Origin of the sequence: Streptomyces sp. NPDC006385, from assembly GCF_040612485.1 — a bacterium.
Taxonomy (GTDB): domain Bacteria; phylum Actinomycetota; class Actinomycetes; order Streptomycetales; family Streptomycetaceae; genus Streptomyces.
Window position 1 is genome coordinate 16,455 of sequence record NZ_JBEXQG010000056.1, and the last position, 21,160, is coordinate 37,614.

Below are 21,160 nucleotides of genomic sequence, written 5' to 3' on the forward strand. Positions count from 1 at the left end.
CGTGGACGAGGCCGTACCCGTCTTCGACGACCGGCAATACGGGCGACCACTGCGACAGCCGTTCGGAGTCCGCCCTCACGAGCCATGACGGGACCGGAATGGGGCGATCTCGCGAATATGCTCAGTGACCTTGCCCTTCACCGACCGTCACCACCCGCCGGGGCCGTCTCCCGCCGCCCGGCGCCGGTCTCGCGCCCATCCCGCCGATCACCTTGGACGGTCTCCCCCGCTGGTGAACCGGCGAGTAGCCGTAGCTTCCTACAATCCGTGATCCTGGCCGAACAGACCGTAGTCACCCCATGCCGCTCGGCCTACGGTGTGGCCCGTGCGCCGACCCCCTGCCCAACCGAACCCGCCCCACCGCTCCGGCCGGTCCGGTCACCGGATCCCGCCCACGCCACCCTTCAACGCGTCCGCCGCCCGCAGACTGCGCGCCGCGCTCAACATGGGGCCCGAGCATGTCGCCTACGGCATGCGGGCCTCGTACGGACTGCCCTACGTCACCCAAGACCTGGTCATCGCGTGGGAACGCGAGGTCGCCTCGCCGACCAGCGGCGAGCTCACCGCTCTCGCCGGCGTGCTGTGGTGCTCGCCCAGCGAGCTCCTCGGCAAGCCCAGGACCCTGCGTGAGCACCGCATCGCCCGCGGCCTGGCGCCCGAGGACGTGGCCCGTGTCGTCGGACACGACCTGGCGGCGTACCTGCGGATGGAGGAGAACGACGACTGGCGCGGCAACGACCGCCAGTCCGCCGCCCTCGCCGAGATGCTCGGCCTGTCGACCCCGGACTTCATCACCGTCACGGGCCGGGACGGGAAGCTCGCCGAGCTGTTGCGCAGTGCCGTGACGACGCGCTGGCAGGCGTACGTACGCCCGGTCGGCAAGATGGTGCCCCTGGACCGGCGCATCCTGGAGGACGCCCTGCAGGGGCTGCACCAGGACTACCAGGGGCAGATGACCGCCACCCTGAGCTGGGGCGGCGGCACCAGCGACGCCGGCGAGGCCGGGCGGGACTTCCTCGACGGGATCGTGGAACTCTTCTGGAGCAGGGTCCGGCACGGCACCGGCTAGAAGACCGACTCCGCCTCGTCCATCCGGTCCTTCGGCACCGTCTTCAGCTCGGTGACCGCCTCCGCCAGCGGCACCGTCACCACGTCGGTCCCCCGCAGCGCGGTCATCTTGCCGAACTCGCCCCGGTGCGCGGCCTCCACCGCGTGCCAGCCGAAGCGGGTGGCGAGGACGCGGTCGTACGCCGTCGGCACGCCGCCGCGCTGGACGTGGCCGAGGATGACCGGCTTGGCCTCCTTGCCGAGGCGGCGCTCCAGCTCGAACGCCAGTGCAGTGCCGATGCCCCGGAAGCGTTCGTGGCCGTACTGGTCGATCTCGCCCTTGCCGTAGTCCATGGTGCCGTCGGCGGGGTGGGCACCCTCGGCGACGCAGATCACCGCGAACTTCTTGCCGCGCGCGAAGCGCTCCTCGACCATCTTCACAAGGTCGGCGGGGTCGAACGGGCGCTCCGGGAGGCAGATTCCGTGGGCGCCCGCCGCCATGCCGGACTCCAGCGCGATCCAGCCCGCGTGGCGGCCCATGACCTCCACCACCATCACGCGCTGGTGGGACTCGGCCGTCGTCTTCAGGCGGTCCATGGCCTCCGTGGCGACACCGACCGCGGTGTCGAAGCCGAACGTACGGTCCGTCGACGAGATGTCGTTGTCGATCGTCTTCGGGACGCCCACCACCGGCAGGCCCGCGTCGGACAGCATGCGCGCCGCCGTCAGGGTGCCCTCGCCGCCGATCGGGATCAGCGCGTCGATGCCGAAGTCCTCGACCATGTCGCCGGCCCGGTCGCAGGCCTCGCGCAGGCGGTCGCGCTCCAGCCGGGAGGAGCCGAGGATGGTGCCGCCGCGGGCCAGGATGCCGCTCACGCTGTCCAGGTCGAGGGCACGGTAGCGGCCGTCCAGCAGGCCCGAGTAACCGTCCTCGAAGCCGATGACCTCGTCGTCGTAGTTGTCGACCGCCCGGTGCACGACCGACCGGATCACGGCGTTCAGGCCGGGGCAGTCGCCGCCTGCGGTGAGAACTCCGATACGCATCGCGCTGTGTCTCCTGCTCGCTGTTGATACCGGTGAGCCAATCCGATTGTTTCACGTCCCGAGAGGCGATGTCGCTTCCGTATGCTTCGCCCCCGTCTGCCCTGTTCGGCCCGTGATTGCGGCCGTGTGAGGGCTCACGCCACCCCTGTCCGACCCTTGGCCCTGACGGGCGCCTTATCCATCGGAAAGGGTATTGTCAAGAGGGTTTCGCTCACCACTGTGGGTGATTTCGCGACCCTGGAATCGGATCGGACCACTCCAAAGATTCCGCCAAGCCGCTGACAGACGAAGCTGACAGACGGACGAAGCTGACAGACGAAACGGAGAGCACGCGTGACGCGCAGCGTGTACGTGACCGGCATCGACCGCGGCGACGGCCGCCAGATCGTCGAACTGGGGGTCATGGAGCTGCTGACCCGGCAGGTCGACCGGGTGGGGGTGTTCCGGCCGCTGGTGCACCACTCCCCCGACCGCCTGTTCGAGCTGCTGCGCGCCCGCTACCGCCTGTCCCAGGACCCGGCCACGGTCTACGGCATGGACTACCACGAGGCGTCCGCCCTCCAGGCCGAGCGCGGGACCGACGAGCTGGTGTCCACCCTGGTCGACCGGTTCCTCCTCGTCGCCCGTGACTACGACGTCGTCCTCGTCCTCGGCACCGACTACGCCGACACCCAACTCCCGGACGAGCTGTCCCTCAACGCCCGGCTCGCCAACGAGTTCGGCGCCTCCGTGATACCGGTCGTGGGCGGCCGCAAGCAGACGGCCGAGTCCGTGCTGGCCGAGACCCGCAACGCCTACCGGGCGTACGAGGGGCTGGGCTGCGACGTGCTCGCCATGGTCGCCAACCGGGTCGCCCGGGAGGACCGGGACGAGATGGCCGAGGCGCTCCGGTCGCGGCTGCCCGTGCCCTGCTACGTCGTCCCCGACGAGCCCGCCCTGTCCTCGCCGACCGTCGCGCAGATCGCCCAGTCCCTCGACGCCGAGGTCCTGCTCGGCGACGACTCGGGGCTCGCGCGCGACGCCCTGGGCTTCGTCTTCGGCGGTGCCATGCTGCCGAACTTCCTCACCGCCCTGACCCCGGGCTGCCTGGTCGTCACCCCGGGCGACCGCGCCGACCTGGTCGTCGGCGCACTGGCCGCGCACAGCGCCGGCACCCCGCCGATCGCCGGTGTGCTGCTCACCCTGGACGAGCGCCCCGGCGACGAGATCCTCACCCTCGCCGCCCGTCTCGCGCCGGGCACGCCGGTGCTCTCGGTGCCGGGCTACAGCTTCCCCACCGCCGAGCAACTCTTCTCCCTGGAGGGGAAGTTGAACGCGGCCACCCCGCGCAAGGCGGAGACCGCCCTCGGCCTGTTCGAACGGTACGTCGACACCGGCGACCTGCTGAACCGGGTCTCCGCGCCGAGCTCGGACCGGATCACGCCGATGATGTTCGAGCACAAGCTCCTGGAGCGGGCCCGCTCGAACATGCGCCGCATCGTGCTGCCCGAGGGGACCGAGCCCCGCGTCCTGCACGCCACCGAGGTGCTGCTGCGCCGCAACGTCTGCGACCTCACGCTGCTCGGCCCGGTCGACCGGATCCGCAAGCAGGCGGCCGACCTCGGTATCGACCTGGGCGACTGTGAGTTGATCGACCCGGCGACCAGCGAGCTGCGCGACTCCTTCGCCGAGAAGTACGCGAAGCTGCGCGCCCACAAGGGGGTCACGGTGGAGCTGGCGTACGACGTCGTCTCCGACGTGAACTACTTCGGCACGCTGATGGTGCAGGAGGGGCTCGCCGACGGCATGGTGTCCGGCTCCGTCCACTCCACCGCCGCGACCATCCGGCCCGGCTTCGAGATCATCAAGACCAAGCCGGACGCCTCCATCGTGTCGTCCGTCTTCTTCATGTGCCTCACCGACAGGGTCCTCGTCTACGGCGACTGCGCCGTGAACCCCGACCCGAACGCCGAGCAGCTCGCCGACATCGCCATCCAGTCGGCGGCGACCGCCGCGCAGTTCGGGGTGGAGCCCCGGATCGCGATGCTGTCGTACTCGACGGGCACGTCCGGTTCGGGCGCCGACGTCGACAAGGTGCGGGAGGCGACCGAGCTGGTGCGCGTGCGGCGGCCGGATCTGAAGATCGAGGGGCCCATCCAGTACGACGCCGCCGTGGAGCCGTCCGTCGCCGCGACCAAGCTGCCGGAGTCGGACGTCGCCGGGCAGGCGACGGTTCTGATCTTCCCGGACCTCAACACCGGGAACAACACCTACAAGGCCGTGCAGCGCTCGGCCGGCGCGATCGCCGTCGGCCCGGTGCTGCAGGGCCTGCGCAAGCCGGTCAACGACCTGTCCCGGGGCGCCCTCGTCCAGGACATCGTCAACACCGTCGCCATCACGGCGATCCAGGCCCAGTCCCCCGCCCTGTCCCCGAACGAGAAGGCAACCGCCCAGTGAGCCCGTCCCGCGTCCTCGTCCTCAACTCCGGCTCCTCGTCGGTGAAGTACCAGCTCCTCGACATGCGGGACAGCAGCCGGCTGGCCGTGGGGCTCGTCGAGCGCATCGGCGAGGAGACCTCCCGGCTCAAGCACACGCCGCTCGCGAGCGGGGACGAGACCCGTGAGTGGACCGGGGCGATCGCCGACCACGAGGCCGCCCTGAAGGCCGTGTCGGCGGAGCTCACCAGGGACGGCCTCGGGCTCGACTCGCCCGAGCTGGCCGCGATCGGTCACCGGGTGGTGCACGGCGGCAAGCACTTCACCGAGCCGACCGTCGTCGACGACGCCGTCCTCGCCGAGATCGAGCGGCTGATCCCGGTGGCCCCGCTGCACAACCCGGCCAACCTCACCGGCATCCGCACGGCCCAGGCGCTGCGCCCGGACCTGCCGCAGGTCGCCGTCTTCGACACCGCGTTCCACACGACGATGCCGGAGTCGGCCGCCCGCTACGCCATCGACGTGGAGACCGCCGACCGGCACCGCATCCGCCGCTACGGCTTCCACGGCACCTCGCACGCGTACGTCTCCCGGGCCACCGCGAAGCTGCTGGACAAGGCGCCGCAGGACGTGAACGTCATCGTGCTGCACCTGGGCAACGGCGCGTCCGCGTCCGCCGTGCGGGGCGGTCGGTGCGTGGACACCTCCATGGGGCTGACGCCTTTGGAGGGGCTCGTGATGGGTACGCGATCCGGTGACATGGATCCGGCCGTCATCTTCCATTTGGCGCGTGTTGGAGGAATGTCCATCGACGAAATCGACACTCTTCTCAACAAGAAGAGCGGATTGATCGGCCTGTGCGGCGACAACGACATGCGGGAGATCCGCCGACGGATCGACGAAGGTGACGAGCGGGCCCAATTGGCCTTCGACATCTACATTCATCGGCTGAAGAAGTACATCGGCGCCTATTACGCCGTGCTCGGCACGGTGGACGCGGTCGCGTTCACGGCCGGGGTCGGCGAGAACGCGGCGCCCGTACGGGAGGCCGCCCTGGCGGGCCTGGAACAGCTGGGCCTCGTGGTCGACGCCGAACTGAACGCCGTACGCGCCGACGAGCCGCGGCTGATCTCACCCGCGGGCGCGCGGGTGGCGGTCGCCGTGGTGCCCACGGATGAAGAACTGGAGATCGCGACGCAGACCTACGCACTGGTCGAAGAGAACGCCTGAGTAACACGGCTGAGCAAAGCGCGGCTCATTTGTCTCTTCCGCCAGACGGAATATTCCGTAGCGAAACAAACCGATAGGATCGTCCCATGCGCCGTTCGAAAATCGTCTGTACTCTCGGCCCCGCGGTCGACTCCCATGAACAGCTCGTCGCGCTGATCGAGGCGGGCATGAATGTGGCCCGCTTCAACTTCAGCCACGGCACCCACGAAGACCACCAGGGGCGGTACGAGCGCCTGCGGGCCGCCTCCACGGAGACCGGCCGGGCCATCGGTGTGCTCGCCGACCTCCAGGGGCCGAAGATCCGGCTGGAGACCTTCGCCGAGGGCCCGGTGGAGCTGGAGCGCGGTGACGAGTTCGTCATCACGACCGAGGACGTCCCGGGTGACAAGTCCATCTGCGGGACGACCTACAAGGGGCTGCCGGGCGACGTCTCGCGCGGCGACCAGATCCTCATCAACGACGGCAACGTCGAGCTGAAGGTCCTGGACGTCGAAGGCCCGCGGGTGAAGACGATCGTCATCGAGGGCGGCGTCGTCTCCGACCACAAGGGCATCAACCTGCCCGGCGCGGCCGTGAACGTCCCGGCGCTGAGCGAGAAGGACGTCGAGGACCTCCGCTTCGCGCTGCGCATGGGCTGCGACCTGGTCGCCCTGTCCTTTGTGCGGGACGCCAACGACGTGCAGGACGTGCACAAGGTCATGGACGAGGTCGGCCGCCGCGTCCCGGTCATCGCCAAGGTGGAGAAGCCGCAGGCGGTGGCGAACATGGAGGACGTCGTGATGGCGTTCGACGGCGTGATGGTCGCCCGTGGCGACCTGGCCGTCGAGTACCCGCTCGAGAAGGTCCCGATGGTGCAGAAGCGGCTCATCGAGCTGTGCCGCCGCAACGCCAAGCCGGTGATCGTGGCGACCCAGATGATGGAGTCGATGATCACCAACTCCCGTCCGACCCGCGCCGAGGCCTCCGACGTGGCCAACGCGATCCTGGACGGCGCCGACGCGGTCATGCTGTCGGCGGAGTCCTCGGTCGGCGCCTACCCGATCGAGACCGTCAAGACGATGTCGAAGATCGTCGCCGCGGCCGAGCAGGAGCTGCTGTCCAAGGGCCTGCAGCCGCTGGTGCCGGGCAAGAAGCCCCGTACGCAGGGTGGTTCGGTGGCCCGTGCGGCCTGCGAGATCGCCGACTTCCTCGGCGGCAAGGGCCTGGTCGCCTTCACCCAGTCCGGCGACACCGCCCGCCGGCTGTGCCGCTACCGCGCCGTCCAGCCGATCATCGCGTTCACCACGGACGAGGACACGCGCAACCAGATGACGCTCAGCTGGGGCGTCGAGCCGCATGTCGTGCCGTTCGTGAACAGCACCGACGAGATGGTCGACCTGGTGGACCAGAAGATCGTCGAGCTCGGCCTGTTCAGCGAGGGCGACATCGTCGTGATCACCGCCGGCTCCCCGCCCGGGGTTCCCGGCACCACCAACATGGTCCGTGTCCACCACCTCGGCGGCGGCGCGCGGGACTGACCGCACGAGCCGCCGCGAGGCGGCTGTACGGCACCGAGGGCGCCCCCTGGAGCAGGGGGCGCCCTCGTCGTCCTGTCGCGCGCTCAGGGACTTGCGCGGATGTGGAGCGGCTCCTGCACGAAGAGGCCACCTCGCTCGCAGAACACGGTGGCGCTGTGGCGTTCCACAAGCGCGTCGACCGCCTCCCGCCCCGCGCCGACCAACAGGGTCAGCTCCGTGTCACGGTCTCAGCCGGGTTCTCAACCGTCTTTCCTTCCGGACGCCGAGGCCCGGCCCCCGCCTGCGGGGACCGGGCCACCGACCCGCTGTGCGGCTCCCGAAGGGCCGGTGCGCGCTCAGTCGGTGGTGAACATGTGCATCCCGGGCACGTGCAGCGTGCCGCCGAACTGGGCCGCCTGAGTGACCTTCACGTTGGTGAAGTAGATCAACGGGATGTTCAGGGGCGGCGGGTGCTCCGGGTCGAACGTCACCGGGATCAGACCGAGCAGGTTGCCGGAGATGCTCTCGGTGTACATCACCGTGTCACCGTTGCGGATGGTGGACGTCGAGCCCTTGGCGGCCTGCACGTGGTAGGTCTTGCCGGACTGCTTGTCCTTCACCAACTGGTGCAGGTCGCCGATGTCGGTGCCGTCGGAGATGACGTACTTCAGCACCTTCTTCGTGGTGCCGTTGGCCGTCTTCACCTCGACGACGCCCTGGTAGTCGGCGCCCTTCAGCAGCAGCGAGCTGGCGTGGAGGTACCAGGGGTCGTCCGCCACCGGCACCTTATTGTCGACACCGCTCTCGTCGTCGGTGGCGGCGGGGCAGTCCTCGGGGTCCTTGGTGGGGCTCGCGGAGGGGCTGGGCGTGGCGCCTGCCTCGCCGGCCGCCCCGGTGGCGTCCTGCGCCGCCTCGGACACCTTGCCGGTGGCGCCCTCGACGGTGTCCTTCACCGTGTCGGTGACCTTCTCGGTGGTCTCCTTGACGGGGTCGGATGCCGCCGAGGTGTCCTTGCCACCGGACGAGTCGGAGGAACCGGAGGAGCCCGAGGAGCCGGACGACGTCTCCTCGCCCGCGCTCGGGGAGGGCGTCGGCGTCGGCGTCGGGCTCGCGGTCCCCTCGGAGCCGGCACCACCCGTGAAGACGCCGGTGATGGCGTCGCCGATGTCCTCCAGCAGGTTGCCGCCGCTCTCGGACGGCGAGGGGGACGGTGTGGCCGTGTCACCGGACTGGGCCTCGCTCGACTTGCTCGGGGAGGGCGCCGGCGTGGGCTCGGCCGCGTCGTCGGAACCTGAATCCGACGAAGAGGAGTCGCCCGAGGAACCGGAAGAACCCGACGTGTCCGAGGAGTCCGAGGAGTCCGAGGAGCCCTGGTCGGCGGTGGCCGACGGCTTCGGCTCCGGCGTGTCGTCCTGCTGCGCGGAGTCATCGGCGCTCGTCGAGGACGGCGACGGCGAGGCCGACCCGCCCTCGGAGTCGTCCAGGGCCGCCACGCATTGCTTGTACTCGTCCGCGAACTCGTCGTACTCGTTGGCCTTCAGGCTGTTGGACGTCAGCTTCGACGCGTCGTTGCTGTCGGCCTGCGCGAGCGTCGACGTGAAGCCCATCCCCATGAGGACCGCGGTGGGCATCGCCGCCAGGGCTATCGCCTTGCCGGCCGGCATGTGGAACCTGGTGAACAGCGGCTTCTTGGGTGCCGCGTGGCGCGGCCCGGTTCTCACACGGGACGCCTCCACATCAGCCCCGTGGGTCACCTCGTCAGCCGGCACTGTGCCTCCCGTTCGCCCCGTTCGCCGGGCTCGTTCCTGACAGATCGTTCGACTTGCCCAGCTCGGTCGTGTTCTGGACGGGATTGAGGATCGTGGTGTCCGGGTCCGTGCCCCCGGGGGCGTCACCCGTTCCCGTCATGTCCTGCCGCGCCGGCTGCGACTCGGGCGGCGCGCCCTCGGCCCACGACACGGCCATCGCCCCGCCGATGAGGGCGAAGAGGAAGCCGATGAGGAAGCCACCGAGGTTGGCCAGCGGGATGGACACCAGCCCGAGCAGGATCGCCGCGACCCCCGCGAAGGTGCGGACGTGCTTCTGGAACCAGAGGGTGAAGCCCAGGACGACGAGCAGCACACCGATGATCAGGGAGCTGGAGCCCCCGGCGGTCTGCATCGCCAGTGTCAGGTGACCGATCTGGAGATTCGCGTACGGGAAGTAGGCAATGGGGAGTCCGCCGAGCATGACAAACAGACCGGCCCAGAACGGCCTCGTACCCCGCCAGGCGCGGAACTGCAGCCTCCGGCGGCTGAACTGGCCGGGTACGGCAGGAGTCTCGGCGCTCATGGAAAACAGCTCCCTGGTACGGCGTTGCTGTGGTGGTGGTGCGGTGGTGGTGAGTCGGAGAGTGTGGCCGCTTGTGAAGAAAGCGGACGGAGAGGGACGGGCGGGGGCGCCATCGGCTCCCCCGCCCGTCACAGAGTGCTCAGTAGCACTCCTTGACACCCGTCGACAGCGACATCTTCAGACCGCTGAGCTTGAAGGTTCCGGCGGTGGTCGCCCACGCCGTCTGCTTCACGTCGGTCAGCGTGGCCTTGTCGGCCTGCTGGGCGAAGCCGAAGGGGTTGGCCTGCTCGCCGCCGCCCTTCATGCCCGGACCCTTGCTGGCGTCCTTGGCGGCCACACCGATGTCGATGTTCTCGAACGTCGCGTCCGCGTTCAGGTCGGCGACGTCGATGTACAGGTTCTTGGCCTGGACCGGCGTGTCGCCCCCGCCCGCCCGCAGGATCAGGCTGACGTTCCCGAGGATCGGGACGTCCGGGGTGACCACGGACTGGCACAGGTTGTTGATGGTCGCGGACTTGAACGCCGAGACGGCGACGGGGTGAACCGTCTTCTTGCCGGTGAGCGTGTAGCCCTCGTCAAGAGCGCCGTACTGCGAGAAACCCGTACCGACGAGTTTGTCGGTCGTGACCTTGAACGACTGACCGGAGACACTGAACGACGCGGCGAGAGCGCCCTGCGCGAGGGCGACACCTATCGCAGCCGTGGCGGCGACGCTGGGCACCATCACCACAGCGAACCGCTTCCATCTGGTCCCACCACGCACCTGGGACTCCATATTTCCTCCTTCTCGGACGTACATCTCCTGGCCCTGGCTGCCGCTGTCGGCTCGACGGCTCAGCCGGGCAGGGATGGGAGAAGTGCTACGTCCTCGGGAAGGAGAGCGCCCGCGCTCGGCGGCGCCAACGCGCCCGAATCACCGGCGATCACCCCCGAGCGACAACCACTGGTCGCGCCTGACACGCATCACGCACAACCCTGCTGGACAGGCTTCGCCGGATGGGCGAAGACCCCCCTGTCCAAGAGCCGGCGCCACTGCCGCCGGCTCTGCTCGGTGGGGACCCAGGAACTCCCGTGACCCGACCGGCTGTCGGGGTACGGGAAAGGACCGAGCGTGGCCGATCGTGGTGCATTCTCGCCGCCCGCACAAGGGGCTTCGTTACTCGGTAGTAACGGGCGGATAACCGAACAACGACCCGCCGGTCTCGGTCAGCGACGCAGTGTGGCGTCAAGCGACCGGACAAATCCAGGAATCACCGGACAGAATCCGACAGAACAAGCCCCATGACTTACCCCCAGTAACTGCGGCCGCGATTACCAAGTTTTGGCAAAGCGCGGCCGCAGTGACGTTCTGTCAGCAAATCCTTCACTCAGACAACACGCCCGAGCGCGTTTAGTGACTGGTCAGAACGGGGGTCCCACCCCGTTCGCGAACCAGGTCAGAACAGGGCACGTGCCAGCGCCCTGCGCGCCGCCGTCACGCGCGGATCCTCGGCGCCGACGACCTCGAACAGCTCCAGCAGCCGAAGTCGTACGGTGTCCCGGTCGTCACCCGCCGTGCGCTGCACGGTGTCGATGAGGCGCCCGAAGGCGTCCTCGACATGGCCGCCCACCAGATCCAGGTCGGCGGCCGCGATCTGCGCCTGCACATCACCGGGCTTGTCGGCGGCGTCCTTGCGCACCCGTTGGGGGTCCACCCCCTGCACGCGCTGGAGCAACTCGGCCTGGGCGAGCCCGAGTTTGGCCTCCATGTTCGCCGGGTCCTCGCTCAGTACGTTCTTGTACGCCTGGACGGCACCGCCCAAGTCGCCCGCGTCCAGGGCCTGTACGGCGGCCTCCAGGAGCGCGTCGTACGGACCGGCCGGCGCGGCGGGAGCGGCCTGGCCGCCCCCCGGCTCGGCGTCGGCGTCGACGGTGAGGCCGGTCAGGCCGAAGCGCTGCTCGGCGACGGTGACGAGTTGGTCGAGCGTCTGACGGATCTGTGCCTCGCTCGCCGCCCCCTGGAAGAGCGGCAGCGCCTGCCCGGCGACGACGGCGAACACGGCGGGAATGCCCTGCACGCCGAACTGCTGCATCAGCATCTGGTTGGCGTCGACGTCGATCTTGGCGAGGAGGAACCGGCCGTTGTACTCGACGGCCAGCCGCTCCAGGACGGGGCTCAGCTGCTTGCAGGGCTGGCACCACTCGGCCCAGAAGTCGATGACGACGGGCACCTCGGCGGACCGCTGAAGGACCTCCTGCTCGAACCCGGCCTCATCGACGTCGATGACGAGATCGGCCGGGGAGACGGCTCCGGTGCCGCCGCCGTGCCGGGCCGCTTCGGCGCGCGCCTGCTCCGCCTTCGCCTTGGCCTCCTGGGCCGCCTTCACCGCGGCGAGGTCGACGACTCCGCTCATGGACATGTTCCGTGGCTGCATGCGTCTATCCTCCCCCGTCCGCGCGCCTGAATGAAAAGCGATGTGCGAGCTGGTCGGGCTCCGCACGGTGCGACGCCGGGTCCCCACCCCACGCCAGTGGTTTCGCTACGAGTCGTAGCGTAATGGCACCGGGTGCCTCCGGAACACCACTCTCCGGTGATCTCCCTCACGGCCCCACAGGAACCGCCGCTTTATGGTCAGGGGATGCAGAGCAGCACGCCGCTCCCACGGGCCACAGGACGCCCCCGCAGCACCGCGGCCAACGCGGCGATCCTCGCGGCCACGCGCCAGGCGCTGGTGGAGCTGGGCTGGTCCAGGCTCACCCTGGGAGACGTGGCGACACGGGCCGGGGTTGCGAAGACGACGCTCTACCGCCGCTGGGCCGGCAAGAACGAGCTGGTCGTCGACGCGGTGGCGGAACTCTTCGACGCGCTGGAACTGCCCGACCGGGGCACCCTGGCCGCCGACATCGAGGGTGTGGTCCTCCAGTTCGCGGCGATCCTGGCCCGCCCGGAGGCGAAAAGCGGCCTGATGGCGGTCATCGCGGAGTCGACCCGCGACGACGTCCTGCGCGAACGCATCCGCGCCTCGATCGTGGATCGGCAGAAGCGCCTGGTCCTGGAGGGCCGGGCGCGCGCCCAGCTGCGCGGCGAGCTGCCCGTGGAGTCGGATCCGGAGGAAGCCGCGCGCACGGTCGACCTGATCTTCGACGTGGTGGCGGGTGCGGTGGTCCACCGCACCCTGGTGAGCGCGGAGCCGGCCGACGAGGAGTGGGTGCGCGGCTTCACACGCTTGCTGCTCCTGGGCCTCATCGGCGCGGCCGCGTAGCGGTCAGAACCCTGCGGGCTCCGTGTAGACCCCCCACTCCTCGCGCAGCACCCCGCAGATCTCGCCCAGCGTCGCCTCGGCGCGTACCGCGTCCAGCATCGGCTCGATCATGTTGGCGCCCTCCCGCGCGGCGACCAGCATCGCGTCGAGCGCGGCTCGCACGGCACGGTCGTCCCGCGCGGCCTTACGGGCGTCCAGCACCCGTACCTGCTCGCGCTCCACCTCGTGGCTGACCCGCAGGATCTCCAGGTCGCCGGTGACGGAGCCGGTGTGGGCGTTGACCCCCACGACCTTCTTGTCGCCCTTCTCCAGCGCCTGCTGGTAGCGGAACGCGGACTCGGCGATCTCCCCGGTGAACCAGCCGTCCTCGATCCCGCGCAGGATCCCGGACGTGATCGGCCCGATGGGGTGCCGCCCGTCCGGGTGGGCCCTGAGGCCCCGCTCCTTTATCCGCTCGAAGATCTTCTCGGCGTCGGCCTCGATCCGGTCCGTCAGCTGCTCGACGTACCAGGAACCACCCAGCGGATCGGCCACGTTGGCGACCCCGGTCTCCTCCATGAGGACCTGCTGCGTCCGCAGCGCGATCTCGGCGGCCTGCTCGGAGGGGAGCGCGAGGGTCTCGTCGAGGGCGTTGGTGTGCAGCGAGTTCGTCCCGCCCAGCACGGCGGCCAGCGCCTCCACGGCCGTACGCACCACGTTGTTGTACGGCTGCTGGGCGGTGAGCGAGACACCCGCGGTCTGGGTGTGGAAGCGCAGCCACTGCGCCTTCTCGCTCCGCGCCCCGTACACGTCCCGCATCCAGCGCGCCCAGATCCTGCGCGCGGCACGGAACTTGGCGATCTCCTCGAAGAAGTCGACGTGCGCGTCGAAGAAGAAGGACAGGCCGGGCGCGAAGACGTCCACGTCCAGCCCGCGCGACAGCCCCAGCTCGACGTACCCGAACCCGTCCGCCAGCGTGTACGCCAACTCCTGCGCCGCCGTCGAGCCGGCCTCGCGGATGTGGTAGCCGGAGACGGACAGCGGCTTGTAGGCGGGGATGCCGGCCGCGCAGTACTCCATGAGGTCGCCGATCAGGCGCAGGTGCGGCTCGGGCTGGAAGATCCACTCCTTCTGGGCGATGTACTCCTTGAAGATGTCGGTCTGGAGCGTGCCGTTGAGCACGGCCGGGTCGACCCCCTGGCGCTCCGCCGTCACCAGGTACATGCAGAAGACGGGCACGGCCGGGCCGCTGATGGTCATGGACGTCGTCACGTCGCCCAGCGGGATGTCCTTGAACAGGACCTCCATGTCGGCGGCCGAGTCGATGGCGACCCCGCAGTGCCCGACCTCGCCGAGCGAGCGCGGGTCGTCGGAGTCGCGGCCCATGAGCGTCGGCATGTCGAAGGCGACCGAGAGACCGCCCCCGCCGTTGCGCAGGATCATCTTGTAGCGCTCATTGGTCTGCTCGGCGTTCCCGAATCCGGCGAACTGCCGGATGGTCCACGTCCGCCCTCGGTAGCCGGTCGCATACAGCCCGCGGGTGTAGGGGTACTCGCCGGGCCACCCGATCCGCTCGAAGCCCTCGTACCTGTCCCCGGGCCGGGGTCCGTACACCGGCTCCACGGGATCGCCGGAGAGCGTGGTGAAGTCCGCGTTGCGCTTGCGTGCGGCGTCGTACCGGGCCTGCCAGCGACGGCGGCCCTCTTCGATGGCGTCAGCGTCCATACCCTCGAATTTACTAGGACGTCCAAGTAAATGTCGATGGGAGAACCGCCGTACGCATGCGTACGGCGGTTCGTCAGGCCTTGGCGGCGACCGGCGCCGGCTCGCCAATCAGGGGTTCCACGGTGCGCGTGACCTTGCGCTCGACGAAGAAGGCGGCGAAGGGAATCGTCCCGGAGAGCAGCAGCCACAGCAGCTTGCCGAACGACCACTTGGCCTTGGAACCGAGGTCGAAGGCGAAGATCAGGTAGATGATGTAGAGGAAGCCGTGGACCTGGGAGACGGCGAAGGTGACGTCCTCGCCCTTGCCGAAGCCGTACTTGAACACCATGCAGGTGCACAGCACGAGCAGCATGACGGCGGTGACGTAGGCCATCACCCGGTAGCGGGTCAGGACGCTCTTCTTCATGCGTACGAGCGTAACCACCCGTTCCGGGAGATCTTGCGCCGGGTCCCGGGACCCGGGCCTCGGGCCTCGGGCCCCGGGTCAGCTCTCCTCGAAGTCGTGTGCCGCGATCCGCAGCGGTCGCAGCATCGCGAAGATCTCCGCGCACTCCTCGGCGTCGTAGACCCCGAGCCCGAAGTCCATCGCCATCAGATCGCGGGTGGCCGCCTCGACGACCTCGCGGCCCTTGTCGGTGATGCAGGCGAGGGTTCCGCGCCCGTCGTCGGGGTTGGGCCGCTTGGCGACCAGGCCCGACCTGACCAGCCGGTCGACGGTGTTCGTCACGGAGGTGGGGTGCACCATGAGCCGCTCGCCGATCTTGGACATCGGCAGTTCGCCGGCCTTCGAGAAGTTGAGCAGCACCAGCGCCTCGTACCGCGCGAACGTCAGCCCGTACGGCTTGACCACCGCGTCCACCTCGGCGAGCAGGATCTGCTGGGCGCGCATGATCGAGGTGATGGCGGCCATGGACGGCACGTTGCCCCAGCGCTGCTTCCAGAGTTCGTCGGCGCGGGCGATGGGGTCGAAGGGAAGACTGAGCGGCTTCGGCACGGGACTGACCTTACCGGCCGGTCACATGGTGGTCAGCCCCGTCTCGCCTTTCGGTCGGACCGCTTACTCGGGCACCGTCTCCCGGACCTCGAAGACCGCCGTCCACCGGTCGTCGTGCAGGCAGGCGTTCATCGGCTCGACCAGCGTCCGGTGCTCGGGACCGGTGCGCCAGCGCTGGATGGCCTCCAGGCTGTCCCACTCGCTGGTGAGCAGCCATTGGGCGGGGTCGTCCAGTGAGCGGCACAGCTGCTCGCCGAGGTGTCCGGGAAACCGTGCGGCCCCGGCGAGCACGCCCTTGTAGGACTCGACGAAGTCCGCTTCCATCCCCTCTCGTACGCGCAGCAGCCGGATCACGCGCACCCGCTCCGGGGCCTGGGCGGCGCCCGTCATGACGGGTCGAGGACGACCGGCAGTTCCGCCAGCCCGCGGAAGGCGGGGAACGGCACGGTCAGCCAGCGCGCGTCCTCCGGCGCCACGTCCAGGGCCATGCGGGGGAAGCGCCCGAACAGCGAGGCGAGGGCGGTGTGCATCTCCAGCCGTGCCAGGGGGGCGCCGATGCAGTAGTGCGGGCCGTAGCCGAAGGCGAGGTGCGTGGCCTGGACGTTCGGGCGCTGGACGTCCATCTCGTCGGGCGCGGCGAACATCTCCGGGTCGCGGTTGGCCCCGGTGATCGAGATCTGGACGAGCGCGCCCTTGGGGATGAGCTGGTCGCGGATCACGATGTCCTCCTTCGCGTAGCGGAAGGTGGAGTTCTCCACGGAGGTCTCGAAGCGGAAGATCTCCTCGACCGCCGAGGTCAGGGACGTCGCGTCGCGGAGCGCCAGCTGCCTCTGGTCCGGGCGGGTGAGCAGGTGGTAGACGGCGTTGCCGATCTGGTACGCCGTCGACTTGTGGCCCGCGAACAGGAGCACCCACGCGGTCGAGACGAGTTCGTGGTCGGTGAGGGCGCCCTCCTGGTCCTGGGCCGTGACGAGCGCGCTGAGCAGGCCGCCGTCCGGCTCGTTCCGCTTGCGCGCGCACAGGTCCACCAGATAGTCGCGCAGGTTTCCCTCCGCGATTTCCAGCGCCTTTCTCGCCTCCGGTCCGAAGCCGGTCTGCGCGACGGTGGCGGACCATTCCTGGGCTTGCTTGCGTTCGTTTTCCGGGACGCCCAGGAGTTCACAGATCACATGGAGCGGAAGCGGGAAGCAGAACTCCGGGAGCAGGTTCACCGAGCCCGACGCCGGGCATTGGTCAAGAAGCTCGTCGGTGATCTGCTGGATACGCGTGCGCAGCGATTCCACCCTTTTCGGCGTGAACGTGCTGCCGACGATCCTCCGGAGCCTGGTGTGTTTCGGCGGATCCGAGAAGAGCATGTTGTCGTCCAGCGCGATCGACGAGTCACCGAAAATGCGGTGGTAGGCGTCGATGGCACCGTACATGTCCTTGCTGAGCCGGGGGTCGGCCAGGGCGGCGCGCGCGTCGTCGTACCGCGTGATGAGGTACGTCTCGACGCCGTGGGGCGGCGACAGCGGGCATACGGGCGCCTTTTCCCTGAGCGCGGCGTACACGGGGTGCGGATTGGCGCGGAACTCCCGGCTGCAGGACGAGGCCGCGGCCGCGGCCTCTTCGGGCGACAGGGCCTCGGATTCCTCGGATGCGAACGCTTGCGTCATTGACTGGTCCCGGGGGTAGGCGTGGATTCCGGCGGTCGGATTCCGCCGGTCATGCCACGGTTTCCCGGACGGCACCGCGCCGCAAACAGCACTGCGCCATACGGGTCGGGTCGCCGCTCGACGTGTGGGCGACAGTCCGACCTGGTAAACATCGTCGACGTGAGTGGACACGAAGCGGAATCTGTACCAGTTCTCATCGTCGGTGGATCCCTGGTGGGTCTTTCCACTTCGGTTTTCCTGGGGCGCCTCGGAATTGAGCACATGCTCGTGGAGCGGCATGCCGCGACATCGACACACCCGCGCGGCCGTGGCAACAACGTGCGCACCATGGAGATCTACCGGACCGCCGGCCTGGAGTCACGTATTCGGGAGGCGGCCGGCGTTCTCGCCGGAAACGACGGAATTCTCCAGGTGGACACCCTCACCGGAAAGCAGCGCCGCTGGATCATCGGGGACATCGCCGGCGGCATGGACGTCTCCCGGGTCAGCTCCTCGGACTGGTGCCTGTGCAGCCAGAACGACCTGGAGCCCGTGCTGCTGAGGTACGCCCGTCAGCAGGGCGCCGACATCCGCTTCGGTTCGGAGATGCTCTCCTTCACACATGACGGGAGCGGGGTGCGGGCCCGGATCATGCGCCGGGACACCGGTGGGACGTACACCGTGAACGCCGGCTTCCTGGTGGCCGCCGACGGTCCCAGAAGCCCCGTCCGCGGTCATCTGGGGATCGGCCAGTCGGGACCGGGCGAGCTGTTCCACAACGTCAGCGTCACCTTCCGGAGCCGGGCGCTGAAGGAGTACGTCGGGGCGAAACGATTCGTCGTCTGCTACGTCACCGACCCCCGGGGTGAGGGGGCCTTGCTGCCGGTGGACAACGAGGAGCGATGGGTGATCCACGTTCCCTGGTATCCCGACCGGAACGAGACCCTGGAGGACTTCACCGACGAGAGGCTGACGGCACACATCCGCGCCGCCGTCGGCGTCGCCGACCTCGACGTCGAGGTCACCGGCAAGGCGCCCTGGCACGCCTCGAAGCGGGTCGCCGACAGCTACGGCGAGGGCCGGGTCTTCCTGGCCGGCGACTCGGCCCACGAGATGCCGCCCACCGGGGCGTTCGGCTCCAACACCGGCATCCAGGACGCCCACAACCTCGCCTGGAAGCTGGCCGCGGTGCTCCGCGGCTGGGCCGGCCTGCCGTTGCTGGACTCCTACGGGAGTGAACGGCGCCCCGTCGCCCTCGCGACCGGCACGCGCGCGTGCGTCCAGGCAGCCGACGAGCAGCACCCGGGGTTCAGCCCGGCCGCGGGACGCAACAACGACCCGGCGGACCTGATGACCGTCGCCCTGTGCTACCGGTACGCGTCGAACGCCGTGGTGGGCGCCCCGCCGGAGCAGCCGATCGTCCCCGACGCCTTCCACCTGGGCGGCGAGCCCGGGAGCCGGGCGCCCCACATGTGGGTCATGAGAGGCGCCGACCGGATCTCCACGCTCGATCTGTACGAGCGTTCCTTCGTGCTGCTCGCCGGGTCCGGGGGGCAGAAGTGGCGGACCGCGGCGGAGAAGGCCGCCTCGACCCTGGGCGTCCCGATCGAGGTGTACCTCGTGGGAACGGGACGCGATCACGACCTCGCCCCCGACGCCGACGCCGACTGGGCGGAGCTGCACGGCACGGCCGAGGACGGTGCCGTCCTCGTACGCCCGGACGGTTTCGTCGCCTGGCGGGCGGACGCGGCGATGCCGGACGCCGACCGCGTCCTGGCCCAGGTGCTGCGGACCGTGCTCTGCCGCGACTGACCACTCGCCCGACCCCGTCCCACCCGGCTGGACCTCTCCTGCCTTCCGCCGACCGACCCCCACGGAGGACGTTGTTATGACCCTTGCCGGACGCGTCGACGTCCACCACCACTTCACCGCCCCGGACTGGCTGGACTGGGCCGAGGAACGAGGCGTGGTCAACCGCGAGAAGCTGCCCTGGTGGACCCGCTGGGACCTGGACACGGCACTGGAGGTCATGGACAAGACGGGCATCGAGACGTCCGTGATGACCGTAGCGATGCTCGGCCGGTTCCGTGAGCGTGCCGAGCGCCAGGAGAGCGCGCGCATCGCCCTGCGGGCGGCGGCCGACGTCGTCGAGAGCCACCCCCGCCGCTTCGCCTTCTTCACACCCGTCTTCCTCGACGACCTGGAGCTCTCCTCGTGGAGCGTCCGGCACGGCCTCGACGAGCTCGGTGCCATCGGGGTGAGCACGCGGACGAGCGTGGACGGCGCGGTCCTCGGGGACGCGTCGCACGACCGTCTCCTGCGGGAGCTGAACGACCGGTCCGCGGTCATCAGCACGCACCCCATGGAGGTGCCGGCCGGCGGGAAGGACGGCGGTTCGGGACTGCCGGGGATGCCGCCCTTCGTGTGCGACTTCCTCATGGACACCACCCGGGCGGCCATCAACCTCATCAGGAACGGCACCCTGGACCGCTATCCGAACCTCAGCTTCATCCTTCCGCACGGGGGCGGCTTCCTGCCGTACATGGCCACCCGGCTCGAACTCTTCGGCGGGCGTCTCACCCCCGCGATCGAGCCCGGCCGGGTCCGTGACTACCTGCACCGGTTCTACTTCGACACGGCCGGTCCCATGTCCCCCTCGGCCACGCCCACCCTGCTGGCCACGGTGGACCCGGGCCGCATCCTCTTCGGCACGGACTGGCCGCCCACCCCGGCCCATGTCATCGCCGACAGCGTGGCGCCCGCGCTGGACAGCGACCCCTTCCTGTCGGAGCGGCAGTTGCGGGACATCAACCGGGAGAACGCGCTGCGGCTGCTGCCGGGACTCGCCCGTCCGTAGCGCACCGCGCACAAGGGCCGCCGCCCGCGCTTGCTCCGCGCGGGCGGCGGCTTTCGTCGTTCAGTCCCTCTCCCAGTGGTAGAAGCACCGCGCCATCGCGTCCTTCGGACTCCGCCAGGTCTGCGGGTCGTACGGGCTGACGAACGCTTCGAGCCGCCTGCTGATGTCGACGAACTCGGGGTGCCCGGTCACCTTCGCGATGGCGGGGCCGGGGTCCTGCTCGGCTTCGATGAAGTGCATGTACACATCACCGAACTGGAACAGGGAGCGCTGGGTCACGCCGACGAGGTGCGGGAGTTCGCCGCGGTCGGAGTCCGCGAAGACGCCGGCGATGTCCTGGGCCGACTGCGGGGCCATCCTGGCGACGATCAGAGCGTGGTGCACGAGACCTCCTCGATGCGGTCGCGGATGAGGGCCATCTGGATGGGCGAGTTGCGGTTGATGATGTCGGTCATCCCGGCGTCGTCGACCGGGGCGTCGGGCTTCATGGCGAAGTCCTGCGTCCAGTGCATCCGGGTGCCGTCGGGAGTCTCCTCGTACTCCCACACGATGTTCATGTACTCGAACGGGCCGGTCTCGACCCGGCGGGCTCGGACGACGCGCTTCTCGCGGTCGGCGACCCGCTCCGAGACCCAGCTCCACACCTTGCCGTTCTCGTCGGGGTGCATGGTCAGGCGGAAGGTCACCGTGTCGCCCTCGCGGGACAGCACCTCGCAGGAGGCGTACTCGCTGAACAGCTGCGGCCATCTCTCCAGGTCGTTCGTCATGTCCCAGACGAGGTCGAGGGGCGCGGCGATGGTGATCTCGTTCTCGGTGTGTCCAGGCATGTCAGGCTCCCGTCGTGAGTGTGCCGTTGACGAGGTCGAGGAAGGCGCGGGGGCTCTTGCAGCGCTCCGCGTCGGTGGGCAGCGCCCGGCCGTGCCGGTTCTCCAGCTCGCCCACGATGCCGAGGAGGCCGAGCGAGTCCAGCCCGAACTCGGCGAAGGGGGCGTCCGCACGGGCTTGGAGGTCCTGCGGGTCGACGGTCACGCCGGCGGCCTTCTTCATCAGCGCGGCCAGTTCCTCGACGGTCAGTCGGGTCACTTCGGTGGTCATGTGCGTTCTCCTTGTCGTACGGGTGCGGGGTCGGTGCCGCCGGGCCGGCGCTCGTCCACGGCGCCGGCCGGG

The 21,160-nt window shown here is 69.5% G+C and carries 20 protein-coding genes; 7 read left to right on the forward strand and 13 right to left on the reverse strand.

Translation table 11 applies throughout. The annotated features are described in order from the left end of the window. Positions 1-445 precede the first annotated feature (445 nt). The gene (locus tag ABZ078_RS32235; protein WP_356581231.1) at positions 446-1,069 is read left to right on the forward strand and encodes an XRE family transcriptional regulator; all 624 of its coding nucleotides are present in this window, start codon (positions 446-448) and stop codon (positions 1,067-1,069) included. Here ABZ078_RS32235 and ABZ078_RS32240 read toward each other — a convergent pair. Further along, on the reverse strand, positions 1,066-2,091 hold the full coding sequence (locus tag ABZ078_RS32240) for an ATP-dependent 6-phosphofructokinase (RefSeq protein ID WP_356581151.1): 1,026 nt from the start codon (positions 2,089-2,091) through the stop codon (positions 1,066-1,068). The genes ABZ078_RS32235 and ABZ078_RS32240 overlap by 4 nt on opposite strands. Positions 2,092-2,424: 333 nt before the next feature. Between ABZ078_RS32240 and pta the strand changes: the two genes are divergently transcribed. The 3 genes from pta to pyk all read left to right on the forward strand — a co-directional run bounded on the left by pta (position 2,425) and on the right by pyk (position 7,252). Continuing rightward, on the forward strand, positions 2,425-4,527 hold the full coding sequence (gene pta / locus ABZ078_RS32245) for a phosphate acetyltransferase (RefSeq protein WP_356581153.1): 2,103 nt from the start codon (positions 2,425-2,427) through the stop codon (positions 4,525-4,527). Beyond that, positions 4,524-5,735: an acetate kinase gene (locus ABZ078_RS32250; protein WP_356581155.1), complete on the forward strand. Its 1,212-nt coding sequence runs from the start codon at positions 4,524-4,526 to the stop codon at positions 5,733-5,735. The genes pta and ABZ078_RS32250 overlap by 4 nt, the downstream gene beginning before the upstream one ends. Positions 5,736-5,821: 86 nt before the next feature. Beyond that, the gene (gene pyk, locus ABZ078_RS32255; RefSeq protein WP_356581157.1) at positions 5,822-7,252 is read left to right on the forward strand and encodes a pyruvate kinase; all 1,431 of its coding nucleotides are present in this window, start codon (positions 5,822-5,824) and stop codon (positions 7,250-7,252) included. A 335-nt stretch (positions 7,253-7,587) separates the two neighbouring features. Here pyk and ABZ078_RS32260 read toward each other — a convergent pair whose 3' ends face one another. The 4 genes from ABZ078_RS32260 to ABZ078_RS32275 form a co-directional block, all read right to left on the reverse strand. Beyond that, positions 7,588-9,000 (reverse strand): hypothetical protein, encoded by a 1,413-nt coding sequence (locus tag ABZ078_RS32260; RefSeq protein ID WP_356581159.1) that lies wholly within the window; start codon positions 8,998-9,000, stop codon positions 7,588-7,590. Next, a complete protein-coding gene (locus ABZ078_RS32265; RefSeq protein WP_356581160.1) occupies positions 8,990-9,562 on the reverse strand; it encodes a DUF6114 domain-containing protein in 573 nt (190 codons plus the stop codon). The genes ABZ078_RS32260 and ABZ078_RS32265 overlap by 11 nt, the downstream gene beginning before the upstream one ends. Positions 9,563-9,701: 139 nt before the next feature. Further along, a complete protein-coding gene (locus tag ABZ078_RS32270) occupies positions 9,702-10,337 on the reverse strand; it encodes a DUF6230 family protein (RefSeq protein ID WP_356581162.1) in 636 nt (211 codons plus the stop codon). Between the two features lie 661 nt (positions 10,338-10,998). Continuing rightward, complete coding sequence (locus ABZ078_RS32275) at positions 10,999-11,976, reverse strand: tetratricopeptide repeat protein (RefSeq protein WP_356581164.1); 978 nt, start codon at positions 11,974-11,976, stop codon at positions 10,999-11,001. Positions 11,977-12,180: 204 nt separating this feature from the next. Between ABZ078_RS32275 and ABZ078_RS32280 the strand changes: the two genes are divergently transcribed. Beyond that, entirely contained in the window at positions 12,181-12,804 is a 624-nt protein-coding gene (locus ABZ078_RS32280; protein ID WP_356581166.1) for a TetR/AcrR family transcriptional regulator, read from the forward strand. Positions 12,805-12,807: 3 nt separating this feature from the next. On the opposite strand, the gene ABZ078_RS32285 is transcribed toward ABZ078_RS32280, so the two are convergent. From ABZ078_RS32285 to ABZ078_RS32305, 5 genes are all read right to left on the reverse strand, one after another. Beyond that, a complete protein-coding gene (locus ABZ078_RS32285; protein ID WP_356581168.1) occupies positions 12,808-14,508 on the reverse strand; it encodes a methylmalonyl-CoA mutase family protein in 1,701 nt (566 codons plus the stop codon). A 73-nt stretch (positions 14,509-14,581) separates the two neighbouring features. After that, on the reverse strand, positions 14,582-14,914 hold the full coding sequence (locus ABZ078_RS32290) for a DUF3817 domain-containing protein (protein WP_356581170.1): 333 nt from the start codon (positions 14,912-14,914) through the stop codon (positions 14,582-14,584). Between the two features lie 78 nt (positions 14,915-14,992). After that, on the reverse strand, positions 14,993-15,502 hold the full coding sequence (locus tag ABZ078_RS32295; RefSeq protein WP_356581172.1) for a MarR family transcriptional regulator: 510 nt from the start codon (positions 15,500-15,502) through the stop codon (positions 14,993-14,995). Positions 15,503-15,565: 63 nt separating this feature from the next. Then, positions 15,566-15,892, reverse strand: coding sequence for an antibiotic biosynthesis monooxygenase family protein (locus tag ABZ078_RS32300; RefSeq protein WP_356581174.1), 327 nt, complete (start codon positions 15,890-15,892; stop codon positions 15,566-15,568). Continuing rightward, positions 15,889-17,157, reverse strand: a complete 1,269-nt coding sequence (locus ABZ078_RS32305; protein WP_356581176.1) for a cytochrome P450 — start codon at positions 17,155-17,157, stop codon at positions 15,889-15,891. The genes ABZ078_RS32300 and ABZ078_RS32305 overlap by 4 nt, the downstream gene beginning before the upstream one ends. A gap of 159 nt (positions 17,158-17,316) precedes the next feature. Here ABZ078_RS32305 and ABZ078_RS32310 point away from each other — a divergent pair, with 159 nt between their 5' ends. Both ABZ078_RS32310 and ABZ078_RS32315 read left to right on the forward strand, forming a co-directional pair. Continuing rightward, complete coding sequence (locus tag ABZ078_RS32310; RefSeq protein WP_356581178.1) at positions 17,317-18,948, forward strand: FAD-dependent monooxygenase; 1,632 nt, start codon at positions 17,317-17,319, stop codon at positions 18,946-18,948. Positions 18,949-19,024: 76 nt separating this feature from the next. Continuing rightward, positions 19,025-19,993: an amidohydrolase family protein gene (locus ABZ078_RS32315; protein WP_356581180.1), complete on the forward strand. Its 969-nt coding sequence runs from the start codon at positions 19,025-19,027 to the stop codon at positions 19,991-19,993. A 60-nt stretch (positions 19,994-20,053) separates the two neighbouring features. Here ABZ078_RS32315 and ABZ078_RS32320 read toward each other — a convergent pair whose 3' ends face one another. The 3 genes from ABZ078_RS32320 to ABZ078_RS32330 are packed head-to-tail and all read right to left on the reverse strand — an operon-like array spanning position 20,054 to position 21,088. Then, entirely contained in the window at positions 20,054-20,377 is a 324-nt protein-coding gene (locus ABZ078_RS32320) for a TcmI family type II polyketide cyclase (RefSeq protein ID WP_356581182.1), read from the reverse strand. Beyond that, complete coding sequence (locus tag ABZ078_RS32325) at positions 20,362-20,820, reverse strand: SRPBCC family protein (RefSeq protein WP_356581184.1); 459 nt, start codon at positions 20,818-20,820, stop codon at positions 20,362-20,364. Before ABZ078_RS32325 ends, ABZ078_RS32320 begins: the two co-directional genes overlap by 16 nt. A gap of 1 nt (position 20,821) precedes the next feature. Continuing rightward, positions 20,822-21,088, reverse strand: a complete 267-nt coding sequence (locus ABZ078_RS32330) for an acyl carrier protein (protein ID WP_356581186.1) — start codon at positions 21,086-21,088, stop codon at positions 20,822-20,824. Positions 21,089-21,160 lie beyond the last annotated feature (72 nt).

What these genes read in the sequence shown, in the direction of transcription:
- ABZ078_RS32330 (WP_356581186.1), bottom strand. Translation starts at nt 21,088, where the DNA reads ATGACCACCGAAGTGACCCGACTGACCGTCGAGGAACTGGCCGCGCTG.
- ABZ078_RS32235 (WP_356581231.1), top strand. Translation starts at nt 446, where the DNA reads ATGGGGCCCGAGCATGTCGCCTACGGCATGCGGGCCTCGTACGGACTG.
- ABZ078_RS32265 (WP_356581160.1), bottom strand. Translation starts at nt 9,562, where the DNA reads ATGAGCGCCGAGACTCCTGCCGTACCCGGCCAGTTCAGCCGCCGGAGG.
- ABZ078_RS32300 (WP_356581174.1), bottom strand. Translation starts at nt 15,892, where the DNA reads ATGACGGGCGCCGCCCAGGCCCCGGAGCGGGTGCGCGTGATCCGGCTG.
- ABZ078_RS32270 (WP_356581162.1), bottom strand. Translation starts at nt 10,337, where the DNA reads ATGGAGTCCCAGGTGCGTGGTGGGACCAGATGGAAGCGGTTCGCTGTG.
- ABZ078_RS32325 (WP_356581184.1), bottom strand. Translation starts at nt 20,820, where the DNA reads ATGCCTGGACACACCGAGAACGAGATCACCATCGCCGCGCCCCTCGAC.
- ABZ078_RS32240 (WP_356581151.1), bottom strand. Translation starts at nt 2,091, where the DNA reads ATGCGTATCGGAGTTCTCACCGCAGGCGGCGACTGCCCCGGCCTGAAC.
- pyk (WP_356581157.1), top strand. Translation starts at nt 5,822, where the DNA reads ATGCGCCGTTCGAAAATCGTCTGTACTCTCGGCCCCGCGGTCGACTCC.
- ABZ078_RS32290 (WP_356581170.1), bottom strand. Translation starts at nt 14,914, where the DNA reads ATGAAGAAGAGCGTCCTGACCCGCTACCGGGTGATGGCCTACGTCACC.
- ABZ078_RS32305 (WP_356581176.1), bottom strand. Translation starts at nt 17,157, where the DNA reads ATGACGCAAGCGTTCGCATCCGAGGAATCCGAGGCCCTGTCGCCCGAA.
- ABZ078_RS32315 (WP_356581180.1), top strand. Translation starts at nt 19,025, where the DNA reads ATGACCCTTGCCGGACGCGTCGACGTCCACCACCACTTCACCGCCCCG.
- ABZ078_RS32285 (WP_356581168.1), bottom strand. Translation starts at nt 14,508, where the DNA reads ATGGACGCTGACGCCATCGAAGAGGGCCGCCGTCGCTGGCAGGCCCGG.
- ABZ078_RS32275 (WP_356581164.1), bottom strand. Translation starts at nt 11,976, where the DNA reads ATGCAGCCACGGAACATGTCCATGAGCGGAGTCGTCGACCTCGCCGCG.
- ABZ078_RS32280 (WP_356581166.1), top strand. Translation starts at nt 12,181, where the DNA reads ATGCAGAGCAGCACGCCGCTCCCACGGGCCACAGGACGCCCCCGCAGC.